Source organism: Microbulbifer okhotskensis (assembly GCF_023895975.1).
Lineage (GTDB): Bacteria > Pseudomonadota > Gammaproteobacteria > Pseudomonadales > Cellvibrionaceae > Microbulbifer > Microbulbifer okhotskensis.
This window is the reverse complement of sequence record NZ_JALBWM010000050.1, coordinates 1-20,943: the sequence shown is the minus strand read 5'-3', so window position 1 is coordinate 20,943 and position 20,943 is coordinate 1. Positions and strand designations below refer to the sequence as shown.

The following is a 20,943-nucleotide window of genomic DNA, read 5'->3' as shown; positions in this document are numbered from 1 at the left end:
CCTTCCCTGGGAGACTGGGTGTTCGGTGACATCGAAAAGCCCCCTAGCCTATCCCGAGTACTTCAACCAGTACGGTTTTTATAATAAATCCGAGCAACCCAAGGCCCAGTGCCAGGAACAAAATAAAGGTTCCGAATCTACCGGCCTTGGAATCTTTTGCCAGATTCCAAACGATAAAGACCATGAACAAAATTAGCGCACCTATTCCCAACCACAGGGAATACTCTTCAAACTGCTGAAATGTCATGCGTGCATTCGCTTAAAAAAGTGGCGCGCATTGTACAGTGCTTGGAGACAACGGGTAAATCATTGGCGAAATGTAGTCGAATATTCCATCGCCTAGAATGACTATTAGTTCACGCCCCCTGATAGTAATCACCATCCTCTGACGCATGGGTACCACAGCGAAGCCGGCGGACCTCTTTTTCGCGATAGCGGCTGTCATGCCAACATCTGGGTAGTGGCTCCCCAGACAGGAAGCACAAGTCAGTTTTATCAAAGACCTCCGGATCCTGAATCTCTTCGCCCCAAAGATAGCGTCCGACAACTGTAAGTTCATAGGGATTGGAAAGCGTGACAATATCAGCCACTTCCACCAAATGCTTGGTCGATATGTCTTTAAAAAGCATAGTGGCACCTTTTTCCTCACTACTGATTCAGTATAGGGCTAAAGATGACATTTCCGCCTATATCCTATTTTTTTCACATAGAGGGCATTGCGCGAGAGGAGTGAGGGGACTGGAAGCTATTCGCCGAATAGTCCTCCCGCATGAGAATCAGATTGTCAGCGAAGGGGCCCACGAATGTCATATCGACCAGTTTCTCTGACAGAGCGGCTAGCCTTCAATGGTTAAACGAGCGGACACCATACCTTCCTCCGGTAGAGCATCCAGGTTGATCGTACGTACCCCCATCTTCTCTTGCATCAAACGGTTCAGCCAGGGCTGGAGATCCTGATAGCGTACCTGTTCAATCCACAACCTGATTCGGTTGTCGCCCTCAGGTTCAAACCGCTTGATAACTATCTGATTCTGCTTCGCTGCACTGGTCACACGCTGTAGTAGTGTTCCAGAAGCACCGCCGCCTGTATTACCAGCGGGTTTGATCCGCTCCAGCGTGGGGCGCTGAGTCTGCATCCAGCTCACCAGCTCGCCCGCCTCCTCAGCCCGTGCATGGGCCTCATCAAAAAAACCTTTGGCCGGAGAGTAAAGGCCATAGACCACAAAAATTACGGCCGCAAATAAGCTCAAAAGACCTAAAGCCCTCTGGTCATTCGGGGGAAGTCCTTGCCACTTCTGGCGCCACTGCTCTATCTGTTCTTTCATTTTATTGGTACTACCCATCTTTTTTCACGCTTAACGAATGGCCAATGTTGATGGCATCAACGTAAGCGGATACGGCCCGAAACGCCTTTCTTCAAATCATTAGCGCCCAACAGGTCCGCCTTAATTCCGCCGCCGGACAATTTGCTGACGAAGGCATCGAGGTCAGACAGGTTCGACGCTTGTAACTGAAGTACCATCTCACCACGCTGACCGTCAAAACGTAAAGACTGCAGCTTGAGCGCTCCGCCCTTGTGCTGTATCCAGACTTGACTCAATTGCTGCATCTGGATGGAAAATGCGCCGCCGTGGTTGCCTGCCCCCTTGAGGAAGCCATCGAGCTGCCTGCGCAATTGAGGAGAGGGTCGTGTATTCGGAAACAGCTCAGAGAACATTGCCTGTGCTTCGCTCTCTGCCTGGTTACCCTGCCATTGGTAGTAAGCGCCTGCCCCCACAAAAAAAATCAATTGGGCCACAAAGCATGCCGCAGCAACTTTTACCGGGCGCATCCACCAAACCGATGTCCCGTTACCATCCGATAACTGATAATCACCTACCAAAAGGTTTGTCAGGGTACCCGGCTTAAATCGCTCTAAAAAGACCTCTTCTGCGGGGCGTTGATTCACCTGTACACCATCACCGAATTGGGACTCCAGCTCAGCAATTATCAAGCCGTCATGCTCCCCCGACCCAAGCAGTATTACCGTTTTACTATCCATTGGATTGCCGCTCTCGGAGTCTTCTTCCGCCTGATCTTCGTCGCTTAACAACGAGCCCAGTAACGGCTGGAGAAAATCCCGATTTACGGTCAGCCCCTGCCCCACCCCCTTCCAAATATGTGCCTGGCCACCATCCAACCATAAGCCGAGGTCACCATTGAGCAGTTCAAGCATCCCATATTCAGGCAGGGCCGCTGCCATCGGCCACTTGAGACGCTCCAGCTGGCCGTGGAGAGCCTCGATTTTCTCTATATCTATCGCATAAACACTGCAAAGCTCTTCAGCTCGAGGCTTGCAAGTAAAGTGCAGGCCTTCGACATCCTGAGCCAGATGATCTTCAACCATATAGCCAATGGCACTGGCTTGGCGACGGGCAACCTTGGGGATTGTTTCCAGACCACTCCATACCCAATTACCTGGCAGCATTAAAACTGCTTTGGCCCCTTCGGGCAGATTGATTTCGGGCAACTCTACCTCATTTTCAGAGGGCACCCAGTCCGGGGTGAAGGCTTGCGTAAACTCGGCATCCAAGGCTACTTGGCACCATTTCCCCTCATGCCACTGGTACAATCGCAAAGCCAGATCGGCAGTTTCACTCAGGCGCAACAGAACTAGAGTCGACTGCGGAGCTGCCGCCGGAGCTTTAATGTCATTAATACTTTTCTTTTTAAACATACAAATTTTAACTATCTGTTCTCGTCAGTACTTTCGTAGTCCAGAAGCTCTTGCATCATTTGACCAGAAAAGGTCCGACGCTGACGCTGCAGCACTTTGACTGAGCCATCACTAGTATCACGCACCAAGGCAGACTCCCAGTACTGCCGGTACTCACCGCCATCTCCGAGTTGGACAGCAATACGCGCCAGAAAGTGCGAACTTTGGAAGGTAAAAGGTGCCGGGTTCGGTATGTCGTAAGTGGCGTATTCACTGGAGTCACTGATATAACTGCCCGACTCACGAAACTGCACTAATTTCGAGATGCTCGCCGACGGCTCTATTGCCTCGATAAGCTCTTCAGGGGCGGAATTGATATTAATCCGAGTGCCGGTTTCTGGAAGTACACACAAAAATGGCGCTAGCTTCTGCCAGTCTTCCCGCTCCATATCCAAAACTGACGAAAGTTCTGAAATATCACTAATCATGCTATCCGGTGTTCTGTGAGCGATTTCCCTGCTCAGATAGCCGTCATCCTCAGTCCCTACAGTTCGCGGTGTATCGCCGTCGTCGACCCAATCAGCAATCGAGTCAGCCAACTCAGACTTACCCGTCACATTACTGACCAAGCGCTTAAAAATCGTAAATTGAACTGTATCGCTGCTATCCGATAAATTATTCACATTAAAACATGAGTGTAAATCTTTGATATTCATCCGAATTTTTCCGTTATCCGGATTGAATTCAAGGACTGGAAATGCCCAGGCTTCGAAGGCGTGATCTACGTTTTCACTGTCCTCCTGATCGTCCTCAAAATCTGTGAGGAGAGTAACCCGGGTCCAAGCTTCAGCAGCTTCAACAAACTCAGCCAGTTGGGTATTTGCGAGAAGAGCGCCACTGCGCGATATGGCAATTTGGTCGCGCATAATGGCATGGGACACAGCCGCAATGGCAATAACCATAACAAGCAGTACAACAATTAACGCGACCCCTTTCTGGCGCCCCAAGGCTACAGGTACTTGTCTATTCGCCATCGTCTATGGATCCGGAGGAGCGCTGATCTCAGCGGAAGAAAGTGGAAAAACCCGGCGGATCTCGCCATTTTTTCGAGTGACAATGACTATCTCGATCGCTTTAGGCAGACGGACATTTGCATCTGTATTAGGGGTAGAGGGGTTCGTATTGGACAGCGGTGGCCACTGGACTACCCAGGCATCACTCTCTGGGTCAAGATATTGAATCGATAAACTATCAACCCCCATGATCAGGGGCTCGCTAACCGGTTCCGAGTCTTGAGATCGGTCTAAAACCCGCCAACGGCTTCGCAGAAGCAAGCCACCGACATCCTCTTCAGTGGCAGAGAGGGAACCTGATTCATAGTTCTCGGCATAGCCAATGCTATAACCCAACCGCAGTAACTCCCCTCGGGGTTCCCCAGTTAGATTTGCTGCGCCAAGGCGAGTGAACTCAAACTCATCCTCATCACCACTCAACGCGGGCTCATAACCGCTATAGGCATTTTTTACCGCTCTCGCGGTAACCTGACGCAAATCACTATCAAGTCGGTAAAGCGCCATGGATAAACGCCTAAGCTCTTCGGCGCGCCGATCTACTCTCTCTTCAGCATCAAAGAATAAACCCAAAAGAGAAAAAGAACCGACGCTGATAATCGCCACCAGAACGAGAACAACGAGAACTTCCACCAGGGTAAAACCCGCTTGATGGTGAAGACGGCCCTTAGAGATATTAATCATTCCTGCGCAGCCCAAGCATCGAGGGTTCGCGTTGGGTATTCCGCGTCGAGATGCCCCACCTCAATAACGATGTGTCGCAAGCGCTCGTTGCTCGTGCTTTCCACTCGAGCAGTGACTTCCCATACGAACCCGCCGAAGGTTGCCTGATTTTTTTGCTCGCCCACTGGCGGCCAGGGGGTTTGAACACGAACCTGTGAAAGTACCTGCTGAGCCACCCAATTGGCGGCAAGACGATCTTCCATCACTCGTTGTTGTCGAGCACTGCGCTGCATCGTTTGCAATACGCTGGAGGCTATCACCCCAAAAATAACTAGGGCAATCAGAACCTCGACCAGGGTAAAGCCACGCTGATTGCGTTTAAAAGTCATCGGCCTGCCACTCTAGCTGCAATCCATTAAAGCTCGTATAAGAAATAGTGACGCCAAGCGCATCCTCCCCCCCTTCCACCAGAAACATGGCGACTTCGACAGGTAGAACTTCGCCACTGGAAAGGGCAACAAATTGAGGAGTAACCTTTTCTTCTGCATCACGCTCTTCAGCGAATTCTGTCGACTCTGCGGCTGGCAGTTCTGCTTGCATGATCACTTCAAGGCGAACAATTTCCGGCAGCTCGTGGGTTGCAAAGCGTGAGGCTCGTGTACCGGCGACAACTGAATCCAGCGGCAGCCAAGTCATGGTTTCGGGCTCAAAGCGCACCACGCTGTAGGAGGCTTGCTCCAATACCACGCCGTAGTGGATCTTATCGATCAAAGCCCTATCCGCAACCAACTGCAATAGGGCTGCTAGCCGCTGGGCTTCATTGGTCCAAACCCGCTTTCCGGAACTCCCCATCGACAAAGTCGCCATCCCCGCCAGAGAGGCGATGATCACGATGACCACGAGGATTTCTACCAGCGTAAAACCGCGGCTTCGGCCGATACTGCTATGCATTTGGCGCAAAATTCAAAGGTTACAGATCGGTAACGTAGATATCAGCAGCTTCACCTTCTCCGCCCGCTTTACCGTCTGAACCGAGGGTAAACAGGTCGTAGGCACCGGCGCTGCCTGGGCTAATGTATTGATATTCATTGCCCCAGGGATCTTTGGGTCCTTTCTTCAAGTAGGGTTCGGTCCAGTTCTTCGCTTCAGGGAACCCTGAGGGACGAGACACCAATGCCAAAAGCCCCTGATCAGAACTCGGATAGACAAAGTTGTCCATTCGATACAAATCCAGAGCGGTCTCAATAGCTTTTAAATCGACGCGAGCGGCTTTCATGCGAGCCACCCCAGTTTTTCCCATTACGTTGGGTACTACGAGGGCACCGAGAACGCCGAGAATCACGATCACCACCATAATTTCAATCAGGGTAAAGCCACCACTTTTACGTAGGGTTTTCATTTTTGTCTCCTGTTCAGCTTAACTCTGGGAACCCCAAGGGTCACGATACCCTTCGCGACCCCAATTATTTATCAGTCACTTAATGAATCTATAATTACCAAATTCTCAATACTACAACAGCAATACGCCTATCAAGGCAAGCGCTCCGAGCCCCACGAGTATCTTCGATGCCTCCAGCAGTGTAAAACCCGCGTTTTTACGTAAGAGTTTCATGGTCTTCTCCTAAATCAACTACGCAGAACCTCTTCGACCTACACCTCTTTGAGCGTTAGACAACCAGTTCGTTCATGCTCAGGATTGGCATCATAATCGCCATGACGATAAATAATACGATACCCGCCATAATCAGAAGCATCAGTGGTTCAAAGATACTCACAAAAGCGGTAACGGCTCCTTGCAAATCCTGCTCTTGCGACTCTGCCGCGCGCTGTAGCATTTCATCCAAAGTGCCAGAGGACTCACCACTGGCAATCATGTAAATCATCATTGGAGGGAAGTAACCAATATCCTCCAAAGCCTTTCGCAGACTCCCGCCTTCACGAACACTTTTTTGCGCAGCATCGAGGCGATCTTTAAGGAAGTCGTTACTCATTACCCCACCGGCAATGCCCATGGCCTGAACCAAGGGCACACTGCTACCGGTCAAAATTGCCAGAGTGCCCACATAGCGGGCGCTTTGGGTACCGCGCATCATCCAGCCAATAATCGGCAAATCGAGAAGGCGATGATGAAAGCGGTAACGTATCGCAGGACGCCGGAGCATCAGAACAATGCCAAAAATAGTGGCACCCAGTGCCGGTGGTACCAACCAACCCCACACAGAGATAAAGTCACTCATGGACATCAGGATTCGAGTTGCGAGGGGTAAAACCTGCCCGGTACCTGTAAATACTTCGATCACATCCGGCACCACGTAAACCATCAAACCGGTGACCACCAAAATGCAGATAAACACCAGAACAACAGGGTAAATCAGCGCAAGCTGTACTTTTTGACGGAACTGTTGCTGCCCCTCCGTGTAATCCCCAAGCCGCTCAAGAACAGAATCCAAGTGACCCGAATGCTCGCCCGCTTCAACCGTCGCTCGATATAGCTTGGGAAAAGCACGAGGGAAATTGCCCAACGCCAGAGCAAAGCTGTGCCCTTCCAATATCTTTCCACGCACCGCTAACACAACACGCTTAATTTTCTGGTTGCGAGTTTGGTTAGCAATAGCGCCAAGGGTTTCCTCTAGAGGAATACCCACCCGCAACAAGGTGGCCATCTGACGGGTAAGCAGGGCCAGATTTTTAACACTGAGACTCGGGCTGCCGGATAAAAAACTACCGCTACCCTTCTCTTCCTTTTCCATTGCGGAACTGATTTCGAGCGGAACCATTCCCTTAGCCCGCAATTGCTGACGTGCAGCACGCGCACTATCTGCTTCCAGGGTGCCGCGACTCTTCCGGCCGGAAGTTGCGAGTGCTGTGTACTCAAAAGCTGCCACAATCAGGACTCCTGCGTAACCCGTAAAACTTCCTCAAGGGACGTTCTACCCGCTAGTATTTTGCCGATGCCGTCATCTCGGATACTAGGTCCGAGTTTTCGCGCTTCGGCGACCAGCTTGCTTTCTGAAGCGCGATCATGGATCAACTGGCGCATTACCTCATTGAGTGGCACCAGTTCGTAGATTCCAATTCGGCCAACATAACCACTATGATTACAGTCTTCACAACCACTTGGGTTATAGATGATGACTTCTTCATCGGCCTCTATTCCTAGAACACTGCGCTCGCCGCTATCTGCCACATGGGGTTGTTTACATTTCGGACACAATACCCTAACCAGACGTTGAGCTAAAACACCAATCAAACTGGATGACAGTAGGAAGGGTTCAATTCCCATATCTACCAAGCGGGTTACCGAACCCAGGGCGGTATTGGTGTGCAATGTTGACAGTACCAAGTGGCCTGTCAAACTCGCCTGGATCGCAATCTGCATGGTTTCCAGATCCCGAATCTCACCAACCATAACGACGTCCGGATCCTGGCGCAAAATCGCGCGAAGACCCCGGGCAAAGGTCATATCCGCCTTGGTGTTTACCTGAGTCTGACCGACACCTTCCAGGTTGTATTCCACAGGATCTTCCACTGTAAGAATATTCTTCTCACGGTTATTGATACTGCCCAAACCAGCGTACAGAGTGGTCGTTTTACCGGAGCCGGTAGGGCCGGTAACCAGGATAATACCGTGGGGGTGCGCCAACAGATCGGTCATCAACCGTAAGTGGTGATCTGCCATGCCCAATTTACTGAGATCCATATTACTTGCCTGCTTATCAAGCAGGCGCATCACCACTCTCTCTCCTGCGGACGACGGCATAGTGGAAACACGAACATCCACCTCTCGACCCGCCATCAAAAGCGATATACGGCCATCCTGAGGAACACGCTTTTCCGCGATATCCAGCTTCGCCATTACCTTGATACGGGATACCAGCAGTGGTGCCAGTGCTCGGCGGGGCTGAAGTACTTCACGAAGCACACCATCGACCCGAAAGCGCACCACCAGGCGCTTTTCAAATGTCTCGATATGAATATCGGAGGCACCCTGCTTCAGCGACTCAGCAAAAATTGCATTGATCAACTTAACGATAGGTGCGTCGTCTTCCTGTTCCAGCAAATCCTCGGTCTCAGGCAGTGAATCGGCCACTGCCGCGAGATCCAGATCATCCCCAAGACCCTCAACCTCAGAGAGGTTGCCCCCCTCTCTGTTTTCATAGAGGCGCTGCAAGGCTGCCTGAAAAACTTCATTTGCCACCGCTTCCAACGACACGACAGCACCGCTGATGCGTTGTACCTCAGCAATTGCCGATGGGCTCAACGGAGCCACATATTGGCAGAGGGGTTTACCTTCCCTCTCCGTTAACAGAACCTTATGACGCTTTGCGAAAGCGTAAGGAAGGCGGCGAATTGTGGGAGTCCCTGTTCCTATATCAGCCGTCATTTAGCTTCTTCTACCTCCAGCACCTCAACCTCCATTTCCTCATCCAGTGATTCAATGGCGTCAATAGAGCCATCCACCGGCGCGGGGCTCTCGTTGTAGGTGCCAGTCGGAGGCATCATATCCGGCAGGGCATCACCGCGGTGCCAGTCCCAAATCAGGCTGGTGCGATCTTTCAAGAATATCTGTTTCTGCTGCATGTCCATATAGCGCTTGCGAGTTTCTTCATAGCCTGCAACTTGAGTGCTGAGGATTCTGGGGCGCAGGAACACCATCAGATTGGTTTTGGTAACCTTCTTATTGGTATTTCTGAATAATCGACCGATTCCCGGGATATCTCCCAACAGCGGCACCTTGGATACGACTTCTGAAACCTGATCTTCCATCAGCCCCCCCAGAACCAAGATAGCGCCATCATCTATCAACACCTTGGTGCGAATTTCACGCTTGCTGGTCACAATATCTGAAGCACCGGTCGCCGCCTCAACGGTCGAGGGCAGCACATTTTCAACCTTCTGCTCAATCTCCAGAGTCACGGAGTTGTTGTTGTTCACACGGGGAATCACTTTAAGTGTCGTACCCACATCTTCACGCTGGATCGTTGTAAAGGGATCGTCATTGCTACCGGACAACAGTTGCTCACCAGTAATAAACGGCACGTTCTGACCTACCAAAATCTCAGCTTCTTCATTATCCAGAGCCATGATCGTCGGTGTAGACAAAATATTGGTGTTGCTCTCCGAGGCGATCGCATTAATTGCAGCGCGAATATCACCACCACTGAGATAACCCAGGTTCAGAGCACCAGCGCCCAAGAGATCAGTAACTGGCAGCGAGAAAGGATTAATATTGCCATCGTCGTCAACGGAGGCGGTATTATTCCATCCCGCTACCACGTTATCGCCCGCGCCGGCTATCCAACTGATACCGAGCTCACTACCGGTACTTTCTGTCACTTCAACAATAATCGCTTCAATCAGTACCTGAGCCCTACGTACATCAAGCCGAGCTATAACGCCTTTCATCGTTTCCAAAAGCGCGGGAGGTGCGGTTAATACCAACGCATTCAGGGATTCATTGACCTGAATACTGACCTCAATACTTGCCGCCTGCTGGTCTTTTTCCGTGTTCTGTATACTGCCGCTCATCCCCTCCAAAATCGGCTTGAGGTCGGCGGCATTGGCATACTGCACATAAACAACCGCAGTATTGCCATCTCCATCCAGCGGTGCATCAAGTCGCCCGATCACGGTCTTAATCTGCTGACGAGTAACTGGATCGCCCGTTAAGAGAATGCTATTGGAACGCTCATCGACCGATATTCGCAAAGGCTGCACTTCTTTACCTGCTTTACCACCACTGGATTGCAGTAAATCAGTAAGAACCTGTTTCACTTCTTTTGCAGAAGCAAACATCAGCGGAACCACCTCAATATCGATAGCCCCGGCTCGATCGAGCTGCTTAACCAGACGGATAATTTGGTCGATGTTGGCCGCACGATCCGCAATGATCAGAGTATTAGTATCGGCGTAGGCTGCCAAGTGGCCTGTTTGAGGGATAAGCGGGCGCAGCATAGCAATCAGCTGCGAGGCGGAGATGTTCTCAACTCTTACAGTTCGCACCACCAAAGACTCCGCGGGAGCACGAGTATTTTCGTCGGCAACCGGGATAGCCTGCTGCTTGGCGAGAGCGTCGGGAACGACCTTCCAGGTTCCACCCTGCTCTACCAAACTGAACCCATTGACCTGAAGAACCGACATAAATACATCAAAGGCTTCATTGTGACTCATCGGGTCACCAGCCACTACCGTGACCTTACCTTTAACGTTGGGGTGAACAATGATGTTTTTGCCAGTGAAATCTGCAGCCCAGTTAATGAGATCCCGGATATCCGCATTGTCGAGAGAAAGAGTGACCCGCTCCGGGCCTTGAGCCAGCGATGCAGTACACACAAAAATACCAAATCCGACCGCAAGCAGCCGCCGATAAAACATCTTCATAATTATTAATCTGGCTCTAGTAAATGTTCAAAAAATCAAAACAATCTAGTTAGACAGTTTTATTCGGGCTGGCGTTGAGCACGGCGCTCGCGAGCCAATTCACGCAGCTTTTCCATTCTCTCCCGAATGTTCTGCTGGTTTTCTCCGCGCTTCGCAGTGCTCCTTGAGCTGGTACTGGACGTTCTCGGCCTTGAATTAGTGAAATTCTTTAAAGGCACATTCGGACGCCCATCCACTTCTGGATATGTCAGCTTTTCCATCCTGCCATTACGACGAAGAACCACATGGTCTACCTCAACAGAATAAAGTTCGGCACCGCCAGGTAGCTGGTCGCCAACATACAGGCGCTTGGAGGGTTTACCTTTCTCGGACACCAGCGCACTGGCTTTGGTTTTATCTGAATTATCAAAAACACCCGACAAAACAATATTCAGCTGGGTTAAAGGGAGGCTATCGAGATCAACTTCTGGGGCTTCTGCGGCTTTCTTAGGCTCAGCACGGCCAAAGAACGGGGTACTGGGTAGAGTGGCGGCTTGGGAGGGAGTGCCTCCTCTCGAGCTTTTGCGCTCGGCGAGAAGGGAGTCCTGAGGACCTTCGGGGACCAGCAGAGAACCATAGGCAAGCAGGTTTCCCGACAACCACAGCAGGCTAATAGCAGATGCCGCCAGGGTGCCACGGGACAGAGCCTTATTCGACTCACCTCGGCTAAACATACTGCCAATTGAGCCTAAAGCTCGCGTTAGAGGGGACATGAACATACCCACATACAAGTTCAACTTTCTTAGGTTATTGGTTTTTGACGCCTATTTTCTTGCCTCAGCCTATGAAAGGCAACGCTGGTGCCTACTTAAACACAGCAAACCTTCAATTCGTCCCCTAAATTGCACACTAGTTCCGCAGGTTATACCTGATAAAACAAGAAAAGGCGGCCTTACGCCGCCTTTTTCAACACTGAGCAGTGTAGTAATCGAGGATTACAGCTTTGTTTCAAACTCAGGAATTGCTTCAAACAAATCGGCTACCAGTCCATAGTCTGCCACAGAGAAGATCGGAGCTTCTTCGTCTTTGTTGATGGCCACAATAACCTTGGAGTCCTTCATACCTGCCAAATGTTGGATGGCGCCAGAAATACCAACGGCAATGTACAGATCAGGGGCAACAATCTTGCCGGTTTGGCCAACCTGCATATCGTTAGGAACAAAACCTGCATCGACTGCAGCACGGGAGGCACCAACCGCTGCGCCTAACTTATCAGCCAGCTTATAAAGCAGCTCAAAGTTTTCGCCGTTTTGCATTCCGCGACCACCAGAGATGACTACGCTCGCCGCAGTAAGTTCCGGGCGATCAGACTTCGCGAGCTCTTCGCCAACAAAAGAAGAGATACCGGCGTCATCTGTAATATCAACAGACTCAACAGCCGCACTTCCACCCTCAGCCGCAACGGCATCGAAAGCGGTGATACGCACAGAAATCACCTTGATCGCATCGGAGCTTTGCACTGTTGCGATCACGTTGCCGGCGTAGATGGGACGCTTAAAGGTGTCCGCGCTCTCGACAGTAACGATGTCAGAAATAGGCTGTACATCCAGTAGCGCAGCGGCGCGAGGCAGCATGTTCTTGCCGTTGGTGGTGGCCGGAGCCAGGATATGCCCGTAATCTTTGCCCAAGTCGGCAACCAATTTGGCCACATTCTCGGCGAGCTGATGTTCGTAAGCGGCGTTATCTGCCAGCAGTATTTTAGTAACACCATCTGCTTTGGCAGCAGCGTCAGCCACTGCAGCACAGCCAGCGCCGGCAACTAATACATTAATGTCGCCGCCGATAGCCTTGGCAGCCGCAATGGTGTTGAGCGTAGCGCCCTTCAGTTCGGCGTTGTCGTGTTCCGCAATAATCAGGATGCTCATCAGATTACCTTCGCCTCATTTTTCAGTTTCTCTACCAGTTCCGCAACATCGGCAACCTTAATGCCCGCTTGACGCTCAGCCGGCGGCTCAACTTTCAAGGTTTTGGTGCGGGGAGTGATATCTACACCCAGCTCGTCTGGGGTAGTGATATCGAGAGGCTTTTTCTTTGCCTTCATGATATTGGGCAGAGACGCGTAGCGTGGCTCATTCAGGCGCAGGTCGGTAGTGACGATAGCCGGCAACTTCAGTTCAACCGTCTGCAGACCACCGTCAATTTCGCGGGTCACTTTAACTGCTTCGCCTTCAACCACGACCTCTGAGGCGAAGGTGCCCTGCCCCATACCTGTTAATGCACCGAGCATTTGGCCGGTCTGATTGTTATCACCATCGATGGACTGCTTGCCCAGAATAACCATTTGTGGCTCTTCTTTCTCAACAATCGCTTTTAGGCACTTGGCTACAGCCAACGGCTGCAGTTCAGCGTCGGCCTCAACCAGGATGCCGCGGTCAGCCCCCAGGGCCAATGCGGTACGAATTTGCTCCTGGCACTGCTTGGAACCCATGGAAACGGCGACTATCTCGCTGACAACGCCTTTTTCCTTCAAGCGTACCGCCTCTTCTACTGCGATTTCGCAAAAGGGGTTGATAGACATTTTGACGTTGGCAATATCAACGTCAGAGCCGTCCGCCTTAGGGCGAACCTTGACGTTGTAGTCGACAACGCGTTTCACAGCTACAAGAACTTTCATGGAAATCCCGTCTCATAATATGCTTTTTAACAGCCGCGACTGACTATTCACGTCGCGAACGGATACGGTGTTCTGGTCAAACAAGTGTTTGAACGGCGTGTATGGTGGCGGTTCTACAAAGCAAAATCAATAGTCAAATAGAAGTGGCGGCTGCCATTCATAAAATCTATTTCCCGGAATAAAAATGGCCTATCTCGCCCTGGTAACCTGTTGAAATACAGCGTATTTGCCATAGCAAATGAATAGTCATGCAATTGGTAGGGTTGCTCAAAGGCCTATATAATCCGCCATCAATATAAATGATAAGGCCGGAATGGCCGTAAAAAGTTGAATACAACTGCTGAGGAAATTGCCGTGGAACGCGAATCAATGGAATACGATGTAGTGATCGTGGGTGCCGGCCCCGCCGGACTGGCAGCGGCTTGTCGTATTCGCCAACTTAATGAAGACATCTCTGTCTGTGTCGTAGAGAAAGGCTCGGAGGTAGGAGCTCACATTCTCTCTGGCGCGGTATTCGAGCCCACCGCCCTGAACGAACTTTTCCCCGACTGGAAAGAACGTGGAGCCCCCCTCAACACTGAGGTTAAGGGCGACGATATCTACGTTTTACGCGGCGAAGAAAGCTCAATCAAAGTTCCCAATATGTTCGTGCCGAGCACCATGCACAATGAGGGCAACTACATTATCAGCCTGGGGAACCTGTGCCGTTGGCTGGCCGAGCAGGCAGAAAACCTGGGGGTGGAAATCTTCCCCGGCTTCGCAGCAGCTGAGGTTCTATATAATGAAGATGGCTCAGTAAAAGGCATTGCCACCGGTGACATGGGCATCGGCATGAATCGCGAGGAGAAGGACTCCTACATGCCGGGTATGGAGCTTCATGCCAAGTACACCCTCTTTGCTGAAGGCTGCCGTGGTCACCTGGGCAAGCAACTGATCGAGCGATTCAAGCTGGATGAAGATGCAGACCCCCAGCACTACGGTATCGGCATCAAAGAAATATGGAAAATTCCCGCCGAAAAACATCAGCAAGGCCTGGTTGTTCACACTGCAGGCTGGCCTCTGGATCAAAGCGACACTCACGGCGGTGGTTTCCTCTACCACCTGGAGGACAACCAAGTTGTTGTCGGCCTGATTGCCGACCTGGCTTACAGCAATCCGCACGTAAGTCCATTTGATGAATTCCAGCGCTACAAACACCACCCAGTTATCAAGCAGTACTTGGAAGGTGGTCAACGTGTCGCTTACGGTGCGCGCGCTATTGTTAAAGGTGGCTTGCAGTCCCAGCCAAAAATGACTTTCCCAGGCGGTCTGCTGATCGGTGATAATGCCGGGACCCTGAATTTTGCCAAGATCAAAGGCAATCACACCGCAATGAAGTCCGGCATGGTCGCTGCCGAGTCTGTAGCCGAGGCCATTGCCGCAGATCGCAGCAGCGAAGAACTAACCGATTACACCACCAAGTACCGCGATAGCTGGGCCTGGAAAGAGCTGCATATGCAGCGCAACTTCGGTCCCGCACAGCACAAGTGGGGCAATATTTTTGGCTCCGCTTACGCGTTTGTGGACATCAATCTGTTTAAGGGAAAACTGCCTTGGACTCTGCGCGACACCAAAGCCGATCACGCCCAGCTTAAGCCCGCTGCAGATTGTGCAAAAATTGATTACCCGAAACCCGACGGCGTACTCAGCTTCGATAAACTGTCCTCTGTGTTTATCTCAAACACAAACCATGAAGAAGATCAGCCCTGCCACCTGACTCTAAAGGATGCTGAAATTCCGCTGAGCCACAACCTACCAATCTACGACGAGCCCGCGCAACGCTACTGCCCTGCCGGGGTTTACGAAGTGATTGAAGACACCAACGGCAAACGCTTCCAGATCAACGCACAAAACTGTGTGCACTGTAAGACTTGCGACATCAAAGACCCGACCCAAAATATTGTCTGGGTAACTCCTGAAGGGGGCGGCGGTCCCAACTACCCGAATATGTAATTCAAGTAACAAGAAGGGCGCCGTCAGGCGCCTTTCTTGTACGCAGATGCGAAGCTTTATGCCAATAGTTACTTCAGACTTACAGTTGCTCGCTTGTTGCGGTCAAGTCCAACCGGACACCTCTTTAAGCACATTTCTCAAATTCGATAGGGGTTAGTTGCTGATACGAAGTCAGTGCCGTAGTAACAATTCCCACTATTGTATTCACCCTGAATACCTGTGCTCTCGATCGTTGCATATGGGTTTTCACCAGAAGAAACACCGCCAGTATTATCGAAAGAATTATCTACGGTCTTTGGCTCAACACTGACACCTCCTCCATCACAACTTGCAAACAACATTGCAATTGCAGTGGCCAGCAAGAGCTTACTCTGTACTCGTTTCATATGCCCCCCTACAGGAAGTTAAACCCAAAACCATACTGATTTTAAAAGTAGCAATTTGCGGCGGAGGGGAGTTTAGGAATGCTGCGCCGCGGATTTGCAACCTTTTTAGACATTCCTACTAATTATTGAATTAATATTTCCTATCTTTAAAAAAATACACATAAATTACATTAAGGATTCAATGATGCATTTTTTAATAAACAGGAAACACCAAAACCCAAAGAAAGTAATAGCCGGCAAATAAATTCACCAACCTTTTACAGGTTAACCAGTAATTATATGTGCAAAGGTGCAAGTTAAAGAGGACGGTAGTTTAGAAGTGCGCCCAAGCCTCACAGGCTTAGCCGCATTTAAAAAACTCAGAAAAGAAATAAGGGCAGAGAGAAACTAGCTGTAGTCACCCAACAAAAAGTCAAAGCTGTTACTTTGCACAAACAGCTTACCTTTGTGACTATCGACTTCCCGAGCCCAATCTACCAATTGATAGAAAACGTCCCGTGATACGCGAGCTTTTAGACCATTACGCACTTCGATATAAGGTACCAACTGCTGCGGGCTGCCAAAGTCACGCAATTGCCATTGAGCTTCCCTCTTCAGCTCAACAATATCGCCAACGTTGGTAGTCAACAGAAGGCACTGCTTTGTATCATTTGGATCGCGAGCCACTTGAGTGGCCACGAACGGAACATCTTCAACAGTAATACGCAACTTCTCAGCGGGAGTGACTAGAAAGTATTCATTTTTCTCACACTTCAGAATACTGGCAAACAGTTTAACGAGGGGCTGACGGCGAATCTCCGCCCCCTCGTGAATCCAGCGGCCATCTCGCTTGATGACCATATCCATATCCCCACAAAAATCAGGGTTCCACTTTTCTACTGGTGGGTACCCATGAAATTTACTCTGTAGCTTGTGCAGCTGCTGGAACAGTGGCTCAACCAAGCGTAGGCCCCGCAGAACCGCTTTGATGGCTGCTAGCCCCCCCCTCGTGGACTTTACGAGAAGACATATCCCCAATATGGACGCCGACATCCATAATGAACTCCATAAGTTTCTCCCGATCCTCTATCACATTGGAAAAGGACTTGGAGTGATACAACTCTACTGCTCCCTGCACTAGAGCCCAGTAAGTTGAGTAGTAGAAGTAGGCAGGGACATTTTTCAGCATGCCCTGCTCCATCCGACGCTCAAACACCCGATTGAGGGAGGATACAATAGAATTACGAATATTATGTAACTCCGCAATCATTTCGGGAGCGAGATTCAAGGCGATGATTTTCTCTTCGAGGCGCTGAAAGAGCCTATCTTTGCCAGGATCGGCCATGCGGGACTCAAAATAAGCGCGAGCGGGAGCGGTAATGTCGCCTTGCTCTGCCAATGCAACTGCGGTTTTGAGGCGTTCGGCGAGGGACTTTTCATAGTCCATCAGCAAGCGCATGTAGATTTCTGTCTTAGAAATAAAATGCTTGTAGATGGTGCCTTTGCCAATATCAACACGCTCTGCAATCTGCTCCACCGTAACCTTTTCTTCGCCGTGTTCCAGCAGAAGCTCCAGAGCCGCATCCAGGATACGCTGCTCGCGTGCGCGGAATCTCTGAACCTTCTCTTTTGCCTTATCCATACTTCCGACCTTCTTTGCCCCTAACAATGGGGACTGAAATTGACTATTCATTCATGAATGATAGGCAATTCAAGTCGGTTGGAAAAGTGAATCGGCAAATTAGACTGCCTAATATTGAAAAACTTAGTCCATATTGGTTATTTTTTAGGCAAAATGGGTCAGCCTCGAGTAGTTGCGCAACCTCGTATTTTAGCATGTGACGACACGCCACTTGTGGAATGCGAAGGATCACAGCTAAAAAATTATATTTTTGCTAACTGACGGGCAAATCTATCTCCCCCCGCTAACGCCACTACCCAGGGAACTGGAGACCTAAAAACGCAGAAAACTCAAGAGTCAAGCTGGGCTAGACCGACTTCAATTTCAGCTCCAGAAGAGGCGCCACGACGTCATTATCTTGTGTGCGGATCCAAAGCATCTCCTCTTCACTATAAAGCTCGGCCACAATAGCATTAGCGAGTTCACAATCATGAGAGATTAGGTGTTGAGCCAACCACTCTGCGGCAAATGTCCGCTTTTTCCCCAAAGTGCCTCGGGTACGCTTATAGATATTTTTAAGCGCCTTGCGAGTGTATTCAGCAGTAGAAATTCCCGGTGCAGATTCAACCATCTTGCGATGTAACTTTTTAGTCTTCTGCTGGATGATATATGGCAGTACTTGTCCCGAAACATAGTCATGAGCTATCGAACCCTGACAAGGGCAATCATAGGTCTTTCTGCTTGCGTAAATTTTCTTGAGTGCATTCAAGTGATTGTGCGTTTTATAGGCAGATCTTGCGGCAAGGCCGGCATAACCCACTGACAGTGCCGTTCCCGCCACGATCAAGCCAATACCCGTGGCCGAAGTTGCAACAGCTGTTCCGGTGGCAAGGCCTGTCAAAGTTGCTCCTGTCGCTGTCTGGGCGCCCCAGGTGCCGTAATAGGCTGCAGAGCCGACCGTGCCCGCTACCATTTTTGCGGTTCGGTGCCTGCTAACCACTTTGCCAAAATTCTGCGGGGGACGAATATCAATTTCTGTGCGGGACATCTGCGGTATCTCCTACCTCTATTATTGTTCGCTCTTTGCGAGATACTTTGCGACCAAACACATTAAGTTAGTCTATTTATCTCGATCAACTATTGGCGTCTTATATCACACAAATAGGTGCAGTTTCGACAAATAGGAATAGTCAAGAGCGTAAAGTTTCAGATTTACTGTTTCACCAAAAAAAACGAGCAACCTCTGAACGACTTGCCTACTTATTCATCAGTACACATCTTTACATGACCAAAATAGCCCCGACGTTCAAAATATGAATGGAGATATAAGACCTGGCTGTTATTATTCATTTGATTAAAAGCGCCAACGCTCGCCGCATTTTGTAAAATGCGTCAACTTAAATAGGTAACGGGCAAGAACCCCTATGCTGGAAACATTAGGTAAGTTATTAGATGTCGAAGAACTGGACAAAAACCTCTTCCGCAGTCGTCATCACGTCGAGAACTATCGGAAAGTACTATTTGGTGGGCAGGTTTTGGGGCAGGCCCTAATGGCAGCTACTCGCACCGTGGAACACCGTCTGCCCCACTCTCTGCATGCCTACTTTCTCCGCCCCGGCTCCAGTGAGCTGCCCGTCATTTATGAAGTGGATCCTATTCGGGATGGAGGGAGCTTTACCACCCGACGCGTAGTTGCCAAGCAGAGAGGGCGAGCCATTTTTAATATGTCCGCTTCGTTCCAAATAAGGGAGTCAGGATTTGACCATCAGGCGGATATGCCCTGCACGGAAATTCCAGCCCCTGAAAGCCTTAAGAACACCCAAGAACTGGCATTAGAGGCCGGCCTGGTGAGTCCTCAATACGATCAGCGACGCTATATGATCGATTTCCGTCCGGTCGACCCGCAAAGTTACTTCGGCGCAGAAACCCGTGAGGCCAAATGTATGTTCTGGCTACGTGCAGAAGGTGAAATGTCGGACGACCCGATGGAGCACAGGGCGGCCCTTTGCTATGCCTCTGACATGGGGCTTTTAGGTACTTCCTTACAACCACATGACATATCACTTTTCGACCCTCAATTAATGCCGGCGAGCGTAGACCACGCCATGTGGTTCCACCGCGATTTCCGCCTGGATCAGTGGCTCCTCTACGTGACAGATAGTCCTTCTGCAATTGGTGCCAGAGGATTCACACGCGGCCAGATTTTTACCCGTGAAGGAATCCTCGTAGCCTCCACTTGCCAGGAGGGGTTGATTCGGAAAATTAAAAATTGAATCATTAGTTTACAGTAGAAAAATCGCTGCTATAATCCCGTCCTCTTCGAAAATGAAGCATAAAAAACGGTGAGTAGCGCAGCCTGGTAGCGCACTTCGTTCGGGACGAAGGGGTCGGAGGTTCGAATCCTCTCTCACCGACCAGATTCCCAAAAAACCCGCTTTTGCGGGTTTTTTATATCCAGTTTCGCAACAATTAACCCCAAGCCACTACAAATTCGTCAATCTCATCAAGCCCGCCTCAAAATACTTACCCTAAACACCTGCTGCTGTTTTGATAACCCTCAGGCTCATTGTTACGCAGAAACATTATTCTCACCGCATAACCAATCAGTCTTTAGTCACCCATTACTTTCAGTAGAAATTGATCGGACACATATAGCCGCCTCATAACCCGAATTTATTATTCCGCCCGCCCTTTCAAATTTTTTTTGCAGGGCAGGTAAAACCTGCCAATCACTTTGTAATCGAATTTTAAAAATAGAAAATGCAGTAATTTCGAATTATGTAAACTAACTAATATTACGCCTCGATTACTTATTTATTTCCCCCCATAAAAACTTTCAAAGTTTTCCTATCCATTGAAAAACCTTCTCTATACTCAGATCAGCCAGCTGAATACCCGACACAAAATGCGTCATTTAGATTTCTCCCCACTGAATTATTTTCAGCAGGCCGACCCTGAAAATGGATCTTTATCAAGCTCCACAAATCTCAACCCGGAAATTTAGAAATACCTGGACGATAGATACCTCTATCGGGAAAGGTCTACTCGAGGAGTACGCTCATGTACCAACCATATGCATACGCACAAGGAATTTTTGGTCAACCACAAACCTATGCGTTGCCCCCGATTAATACGGTCGCCGGGTTTACCAACCCGCAACCCTATCAGGCCTTGCAGCAGTTATCCCCTCAAAACCATCTGGGTGACTTGCTCAGCCGTGCGGCACCGCTGATTGGCGGCATAGTCGGCGGGCCTCAAGGACAATTGATTAATGCACTTGGCGGACTTGGCCAACTACTCCCGTTCCAGGCCGCCCCACAAATTCCTCCCCAGTTTGCACAGCAGTTCGTACCTCAATTGGCCCCTCAGTTGGCCCCTCAGCTAGCTCCTCAGCTAGCTCCTCAGTTGGCTCCTCAGTTAACTCCTCAGTTAACTCCTCAGTTAACTCCTCAGTTAACTCCTCAGTTGGCTCCTCAGTTGGCTCCTCAGTTGGCTCCTCAGTT

General features: G+C 50.0%; 22 protein-coding genes and 1 tRNA gene. 4 read left to right on the top strand and 19 right to left on the bottom strand.

Going from position 1 to position 20,943, the window contains the following annotated elements:
- Positions 1-43: 43 nt before the first annotated feature.
- The 15 genes from MO867_RS12395 to MO867_RS12325 form a co-directional block, all read right to left on the bottom strand.
- Complete coding sequence (locus MO867_RS12395; RefSeq protein ID WP_252467826.1) at positions 44-247, bottom strand: DUF2788 domain-containing protein; 204 nt, start codon at positions 245-247, stop codon at positions 44-46.
- 109 nt (positions 248-356) lie between these two features.
- Complete coding sequence (locus tag MO867_RS12390; protein ID WP_252467824.1) at positions 357-629, bottom strand: acetyltransferase; 273 nt, start codon at positions 627-629, stop codon at positions 357-359.
- 207 nt (positions 630-836) lie between these two features.
- Entirely contained in the window at positions 837-1,325 is a 489-nt protein-coding gene (locus MO867_RS12385; RefSeq protein WP_252467822.1) for a type II secretion system protein M, read from the bottom strand.
- A 56-nt stretch (positions 1,326-1,381) separates the two neighbouring features.
- On the bottom strand, positions 1,382-2,716 hold the full coding sequence (gene gspL, locus MO867_RS12380) for a type II secretion system protein GspL (RefSeq protein ID WP_252467811.1): 1,335 nt from the start codon (positions 2,714-2,716) through the stop codon (positions 1,382-1,384).
- A gap of 11 nt (positions 2,717-2,727) precedes the next feature.
- The gene (gene gspK / locus MO867_RS12375) at positions 2,728-3,729 is read right to left on the bottom strand and encodes a type II secretion system minor pseudopilin GspK (protein ID WP_252467810.1); all 1,002 of its coding nucleotides are present in this window, start codon (positions 3,727-3,729) and stop codon (positions 2,728-2,730) included.
- A gap of 3 nt (positions 3,730-3,732) precedes the next feature.
- Positions 3,733-4,449 (bottom strand): type II secretion system minor pseudopilin GspJ, encoded by a 717-nt coding sequence (gene gspJ / locus MO867_RS12370; RefSeq protein ID WP_252467808.1) that lies wholly within the window; start codon positions 4,447-4,449, stop codon positions 3,733-3,735.
- Positions 4,446-4,817, bottom strand: a complete 372-nt coding sequence (gspI, locus tag MO867_RS12365) for a type II secretion system minor pseudopilin GspI (protein ID WP_252467806.1) — start codon at positions 4,815-4,817, stop codon at positions 4,446-4,448. Before gspI ends, gspJ begins: the two co-directional genes overlap by 4 nt.
- On the bottom strand, positions 4,807-5,379 hold the full coding sequence (gspH, locus tag MO867_RS12360; RefSeq protein ID WP_252467795.1) for a type II secretion system minor pseudopilin GspH: 573 nt from the start codon (positions 5,377-5,379) through the stop codon (positions 4,807-4,809). Before gspH ends, gspI begins: the two co-directional genes overlap by 11 nt.
- A gap of 19 nt (positions 5,380-5,398) precedes the next feature.
- Positions 5,399-5,827: a type II secretion system major pseudopilin GspG gene (gene gspG / locus MO867_RS12355; RefSeq protein WP_252467793.1), complete on the bottom strand. Its 429-nt coding sequence runs from the start codon at positions 5,825-5,827 to the stop codon at positions 5,399-5,401.
- Between the two features lie 268 nt (positions 5,828-6,095).
- Positions 6,096-7,313, bottom strand: coding sequence for a type II secretion system inner membrane protein GspF (gspF, locus tag MO867_RS12350; protein WP_252467791.1), 1,218 nt, complete (start codon positions 7,311-7,313; stop codon positions 6,096-6,098).
- A gap of 2 nt (positions 7,314-7,315) precedes the next feature.
- Positions 7,316-8,812 (bottom strand): type II secretion system ATPase GspE, encoded by a 1,497-nt coding sequence (gspE, locus tag MO867_RS12345; protein ID WP_252467761.1) that lies wholly within the window; start codon positions 8,810-8,812, stop codon positions 7,316-7,318.
- Positions 8,809-10,809 carry a type II secretion system secretin GspD gene (gspD, locus tag MO867_RS12340; protein ID WP_252467759.1) on the bottom strand — a complete coding sequence of 667 codons (2,001 nt, stop codon included), beginning with the start codon at positions 10,807-10,809 and terminating at the stop codon, positions 8,809-8,811. Before gspD ends, gspE begins: the two co-directional genes overlap by 4 nt.
- Positions 10,810-10,868: 59 nt before the next feature.
- A complete protein-coding gene (locus MO867_RS12335) occupies positions 10,869-11,561 on the bottom strand; it encodes a type II secretion system protein N (RefSeq protein ID WP_252467757.1) in 693 nt (230 codons plus the stop codon).
- Positions 11,562-11,783: 222 nt separating this feature from the next.
- Entirely contained in the window at positions 11,784-12,713 is a 930-nt protein-coding gene (locus tag MO867_RS12330) for an FAD-binding protein (protein WP_252467755.1), read from the bottom strand.
- Entirely contained in the window at positions 12,713-13,462 is a 750-nt protein-coding gene (locus MO867_RS12325) for an electron transfer flavoprotein subunit beta/FixA family protein (protein ID WP_252467753.1), read from the bottom strand. The genes MO867_RS12330 and MO867_RS12325 overlap by 1 nt, the downstream gene beginning before the upstream one ends.
- A 369-nt stretch (positions 13,463-13,831) precedes the next feature.
- Between MO867_RS12325 and MO867_RS12320 the strand changes: the two genes are divergently transcribed.
- Positions 13,832-15,454 (top strand): electron transfer flavoprotein-ubiquinone oxidoreductase, encoded by a 1,623-nt coding sequence (locus tag MO867_RS12320; RefSeq protein WP_252467836.1) that lies wholly within the window; start codon positions 13,832-13,834, stop codon positions 15,452-15,454.
- Between the two features lie 137 nt (positions 15,455-15,591).
- Here MO867_RS12320 and MO867_RS12315 read toward each other — a convergent pair whose 3' ends face one another.
- The 4 genes from MO867_RS12315 to MO867_RS12300 all read right to left on the bottom strand — a co-directional run bounded on the left by MO867_RS12315 (position 15,592) and on the right by MO867_RS12300 (position 18,488).
- Entirely contained in the window at positions 15,592-15,840 is a 249-nt protein-coding gene (locus tag MO867_RS12315; protein ID WP_252467751.1) for a hypothetical protein, read from the bottom strand.
- 387 nt (positions 15,841-16,227) lie between these two features.
- Positions 16,228-16,782 (bottom strand): DUF1285 domain-containing protein, encoded by a 555-nt coding sequence (locus MO867_RS12310; protein ID WP_373565889.1) that lies wholly within the window; start codon positions 16,780-16,782, stop codon positions 16,228-16,230.
- Positions 16,775-17,461, bottom strand: coding sequence for a TetR/AcrR family transcriptional regulator (locus MO867_RS12305; RefSeq protein ID WP_252467747.1), 687 nt, complete (start codon positions 17,459-17,461; stop codon positions 16,775-16,777). The genes MO867_RS12310 and MO867_RS12305 overlap by 8 nt, the downstream gene beginning before the upstream one ends.
- Positions 17,462-17,807: 346 nt before the next feature.
- Positions 17,808-18,488 carry a hypothetical protein gene (locus MO867_RS12300; protein ID WP_252467745.1) on the bottom strand — a complete coding sequence of 227 codons (681 nt, stop codon included), beginning with the start codon at positions 18,486-18,488 and terminating at the stop codon, positions 17,808-17,810.
- Between the two features lie 376 nt (positions 18,489-18,864).
- Here MO867_RS12300 and MO867_RS12295 point away from each other — a divergent pair, with 376 nt between their 5' ends.
- The 3 genes from MO867_RS12295 to MO867_RS24340 form a co-directional block, all read left to right on the top strand.
- Entirely contained in the window at positions 18,865-19,713 is an 849-nt protein-coding gene (locus MO867_RS12295; RefSeq protein ID WP_252467734.1) for an acyl-CoA thioesterase, read from the top strand.
- Positions 19,714-19,780: 67 nt separating this feature from the next.
- Positions 19,781-19,857: transfer RNA gene (locus MO867_RS12290), tRNA-Pro, on the top strand.
- 643 nt (positions 19,858-20,500) lie between these two features.
- The coding region (locus tag MO867_RS24340; RefSeq protein ID WP_252467732.1) for a polyadenylate binding domain-containing protein at positions 20,501-20,943 on the top strand (443 nt) is incomplete at its 3' end.

Coding starts and splice junctions, on each gene's coding strand:
- MO867_RS12395 (WP_252467826.1), bottom strand. CDS start 247: ATGACATTTCAGCAGTTTGAAGAGTATTCCCTGTGGTTGGGAATAGGT.
- MO867_RS12390 (WP_252467824.1), bottom strand. CDS start 629: ATGCTTTTTAAAGACATATCGACCAAGCATTTGGTGGAAGTGGCTGAT.
- MO867_RS12385 (WP_252467822.1), bottom strand. CDS start 1,325: ATGAAAGAACAGATAGAGCAGTGGCGCCAGAAGTGGCAAGGACTTCCC.
- gspL (WP_252467811.1), bottom strand. CDS start 2,716: ATGTTTAAAAAGAAAAGTATTAATGACATTAAAGCTCCGGCGGCAGCT.
- gspK (WP_252467810.1), bottom strand. CDS start 3,729: ATGGCGAATAGACAAGTACCTGTAGCCTTGGGGCGCCAGAAAGGGGTC.
- gspJ (WP_252467808.1), bottom strand. CDS start 4,449: ATGATTAATATCTCTAAGGGCCGTCTTCACCATCAAGCGGGTTTTACC.
- gspI (WP_252467806.1), bottom strand. CDS start 4,817: ATGACTTTTAAACGCAATCAGCGTGGCTTTACCCTGGTCGAGGTTCTG.
- gspH (WP_252467795.1), bottom strand. CDS start 5,379: ATGCATAGCAGTATCGGCCGAAGCCGCGGTTTTACGCTGGTAGAAATC.
- gspG (WP_252467793.1), bottom strand. CDS start 5,827: ATGAAAACCCTACGTAAAAGTGGTGGCTTTACCCTGATTGAAATTATG.
- gspE (WP_252467761.1), bottom strand. CDS start 8,812: ATGACGGCTGATATAGGAACAGGGACTCCCACAATTCGCCGCCTTCCT.
- gspD (WP_252467759.1), bottom strand. CDS start 10,809: ATGAAGATGTTTTATCGGCGGCTGCTTGCGGTCGGATTTGGTATTTTT.
- MO867_RS12335 (WP_252467757.1), bottom strand. CDS start 11,561: ATGTCCCCTCTAACGCGAGCTTTAGGCTCAATTGGCAGTATGTTTAGC.
- MO867_RS12330 (WP_252467755.1), bottom strand. CDS start 12,713: ATGAGCATCCTGATTATTGCGGAACACGACAACGCCGAACTGAAGGGC.
- MO867_RS12325 (WP_252467753.1), bottom strand. CDS start 13,462: ATGAAAGTTCTTGTAGCTGTGAAACGCGTTGTCGACTACAACGTCAAG.
- MO867_RS12320 (WP_252467836.1), top strand. CDS start 13,832: ATGGAATACGATGTAGTGATCGTGGGTGCCGGCCCCGCCGGACTGGCA.
- MO867_RS12315 (WP_252467751.1), bottom strand. CDS start 15,840: ATGAAACGAGTACAGAGTAAGCTCTTGCTGGCCACTGCAATTGCAATG.
- MO867_RS12305 (WP_252467747.1), bottom strand. CDS start 17,461: ATGGATAAGGCAAAAGAGAAGGTTCAGAGATTCCGCGCACGCGAGCAG.
- MO867_RS12300 (WP_252467745.1), bottom strand. CDS start 18,488: ATGTCCCGCACAGAAATTGATATTCGTCCCCCGCAGAATTTTGGCAAA.
- MO867_RS12295 (WP_252467734.1), top strand. CDS start 18,865: ATGCTGGAAACATTAGGTAAGTTATTAGATGTCGAAGAACTGGACAAA.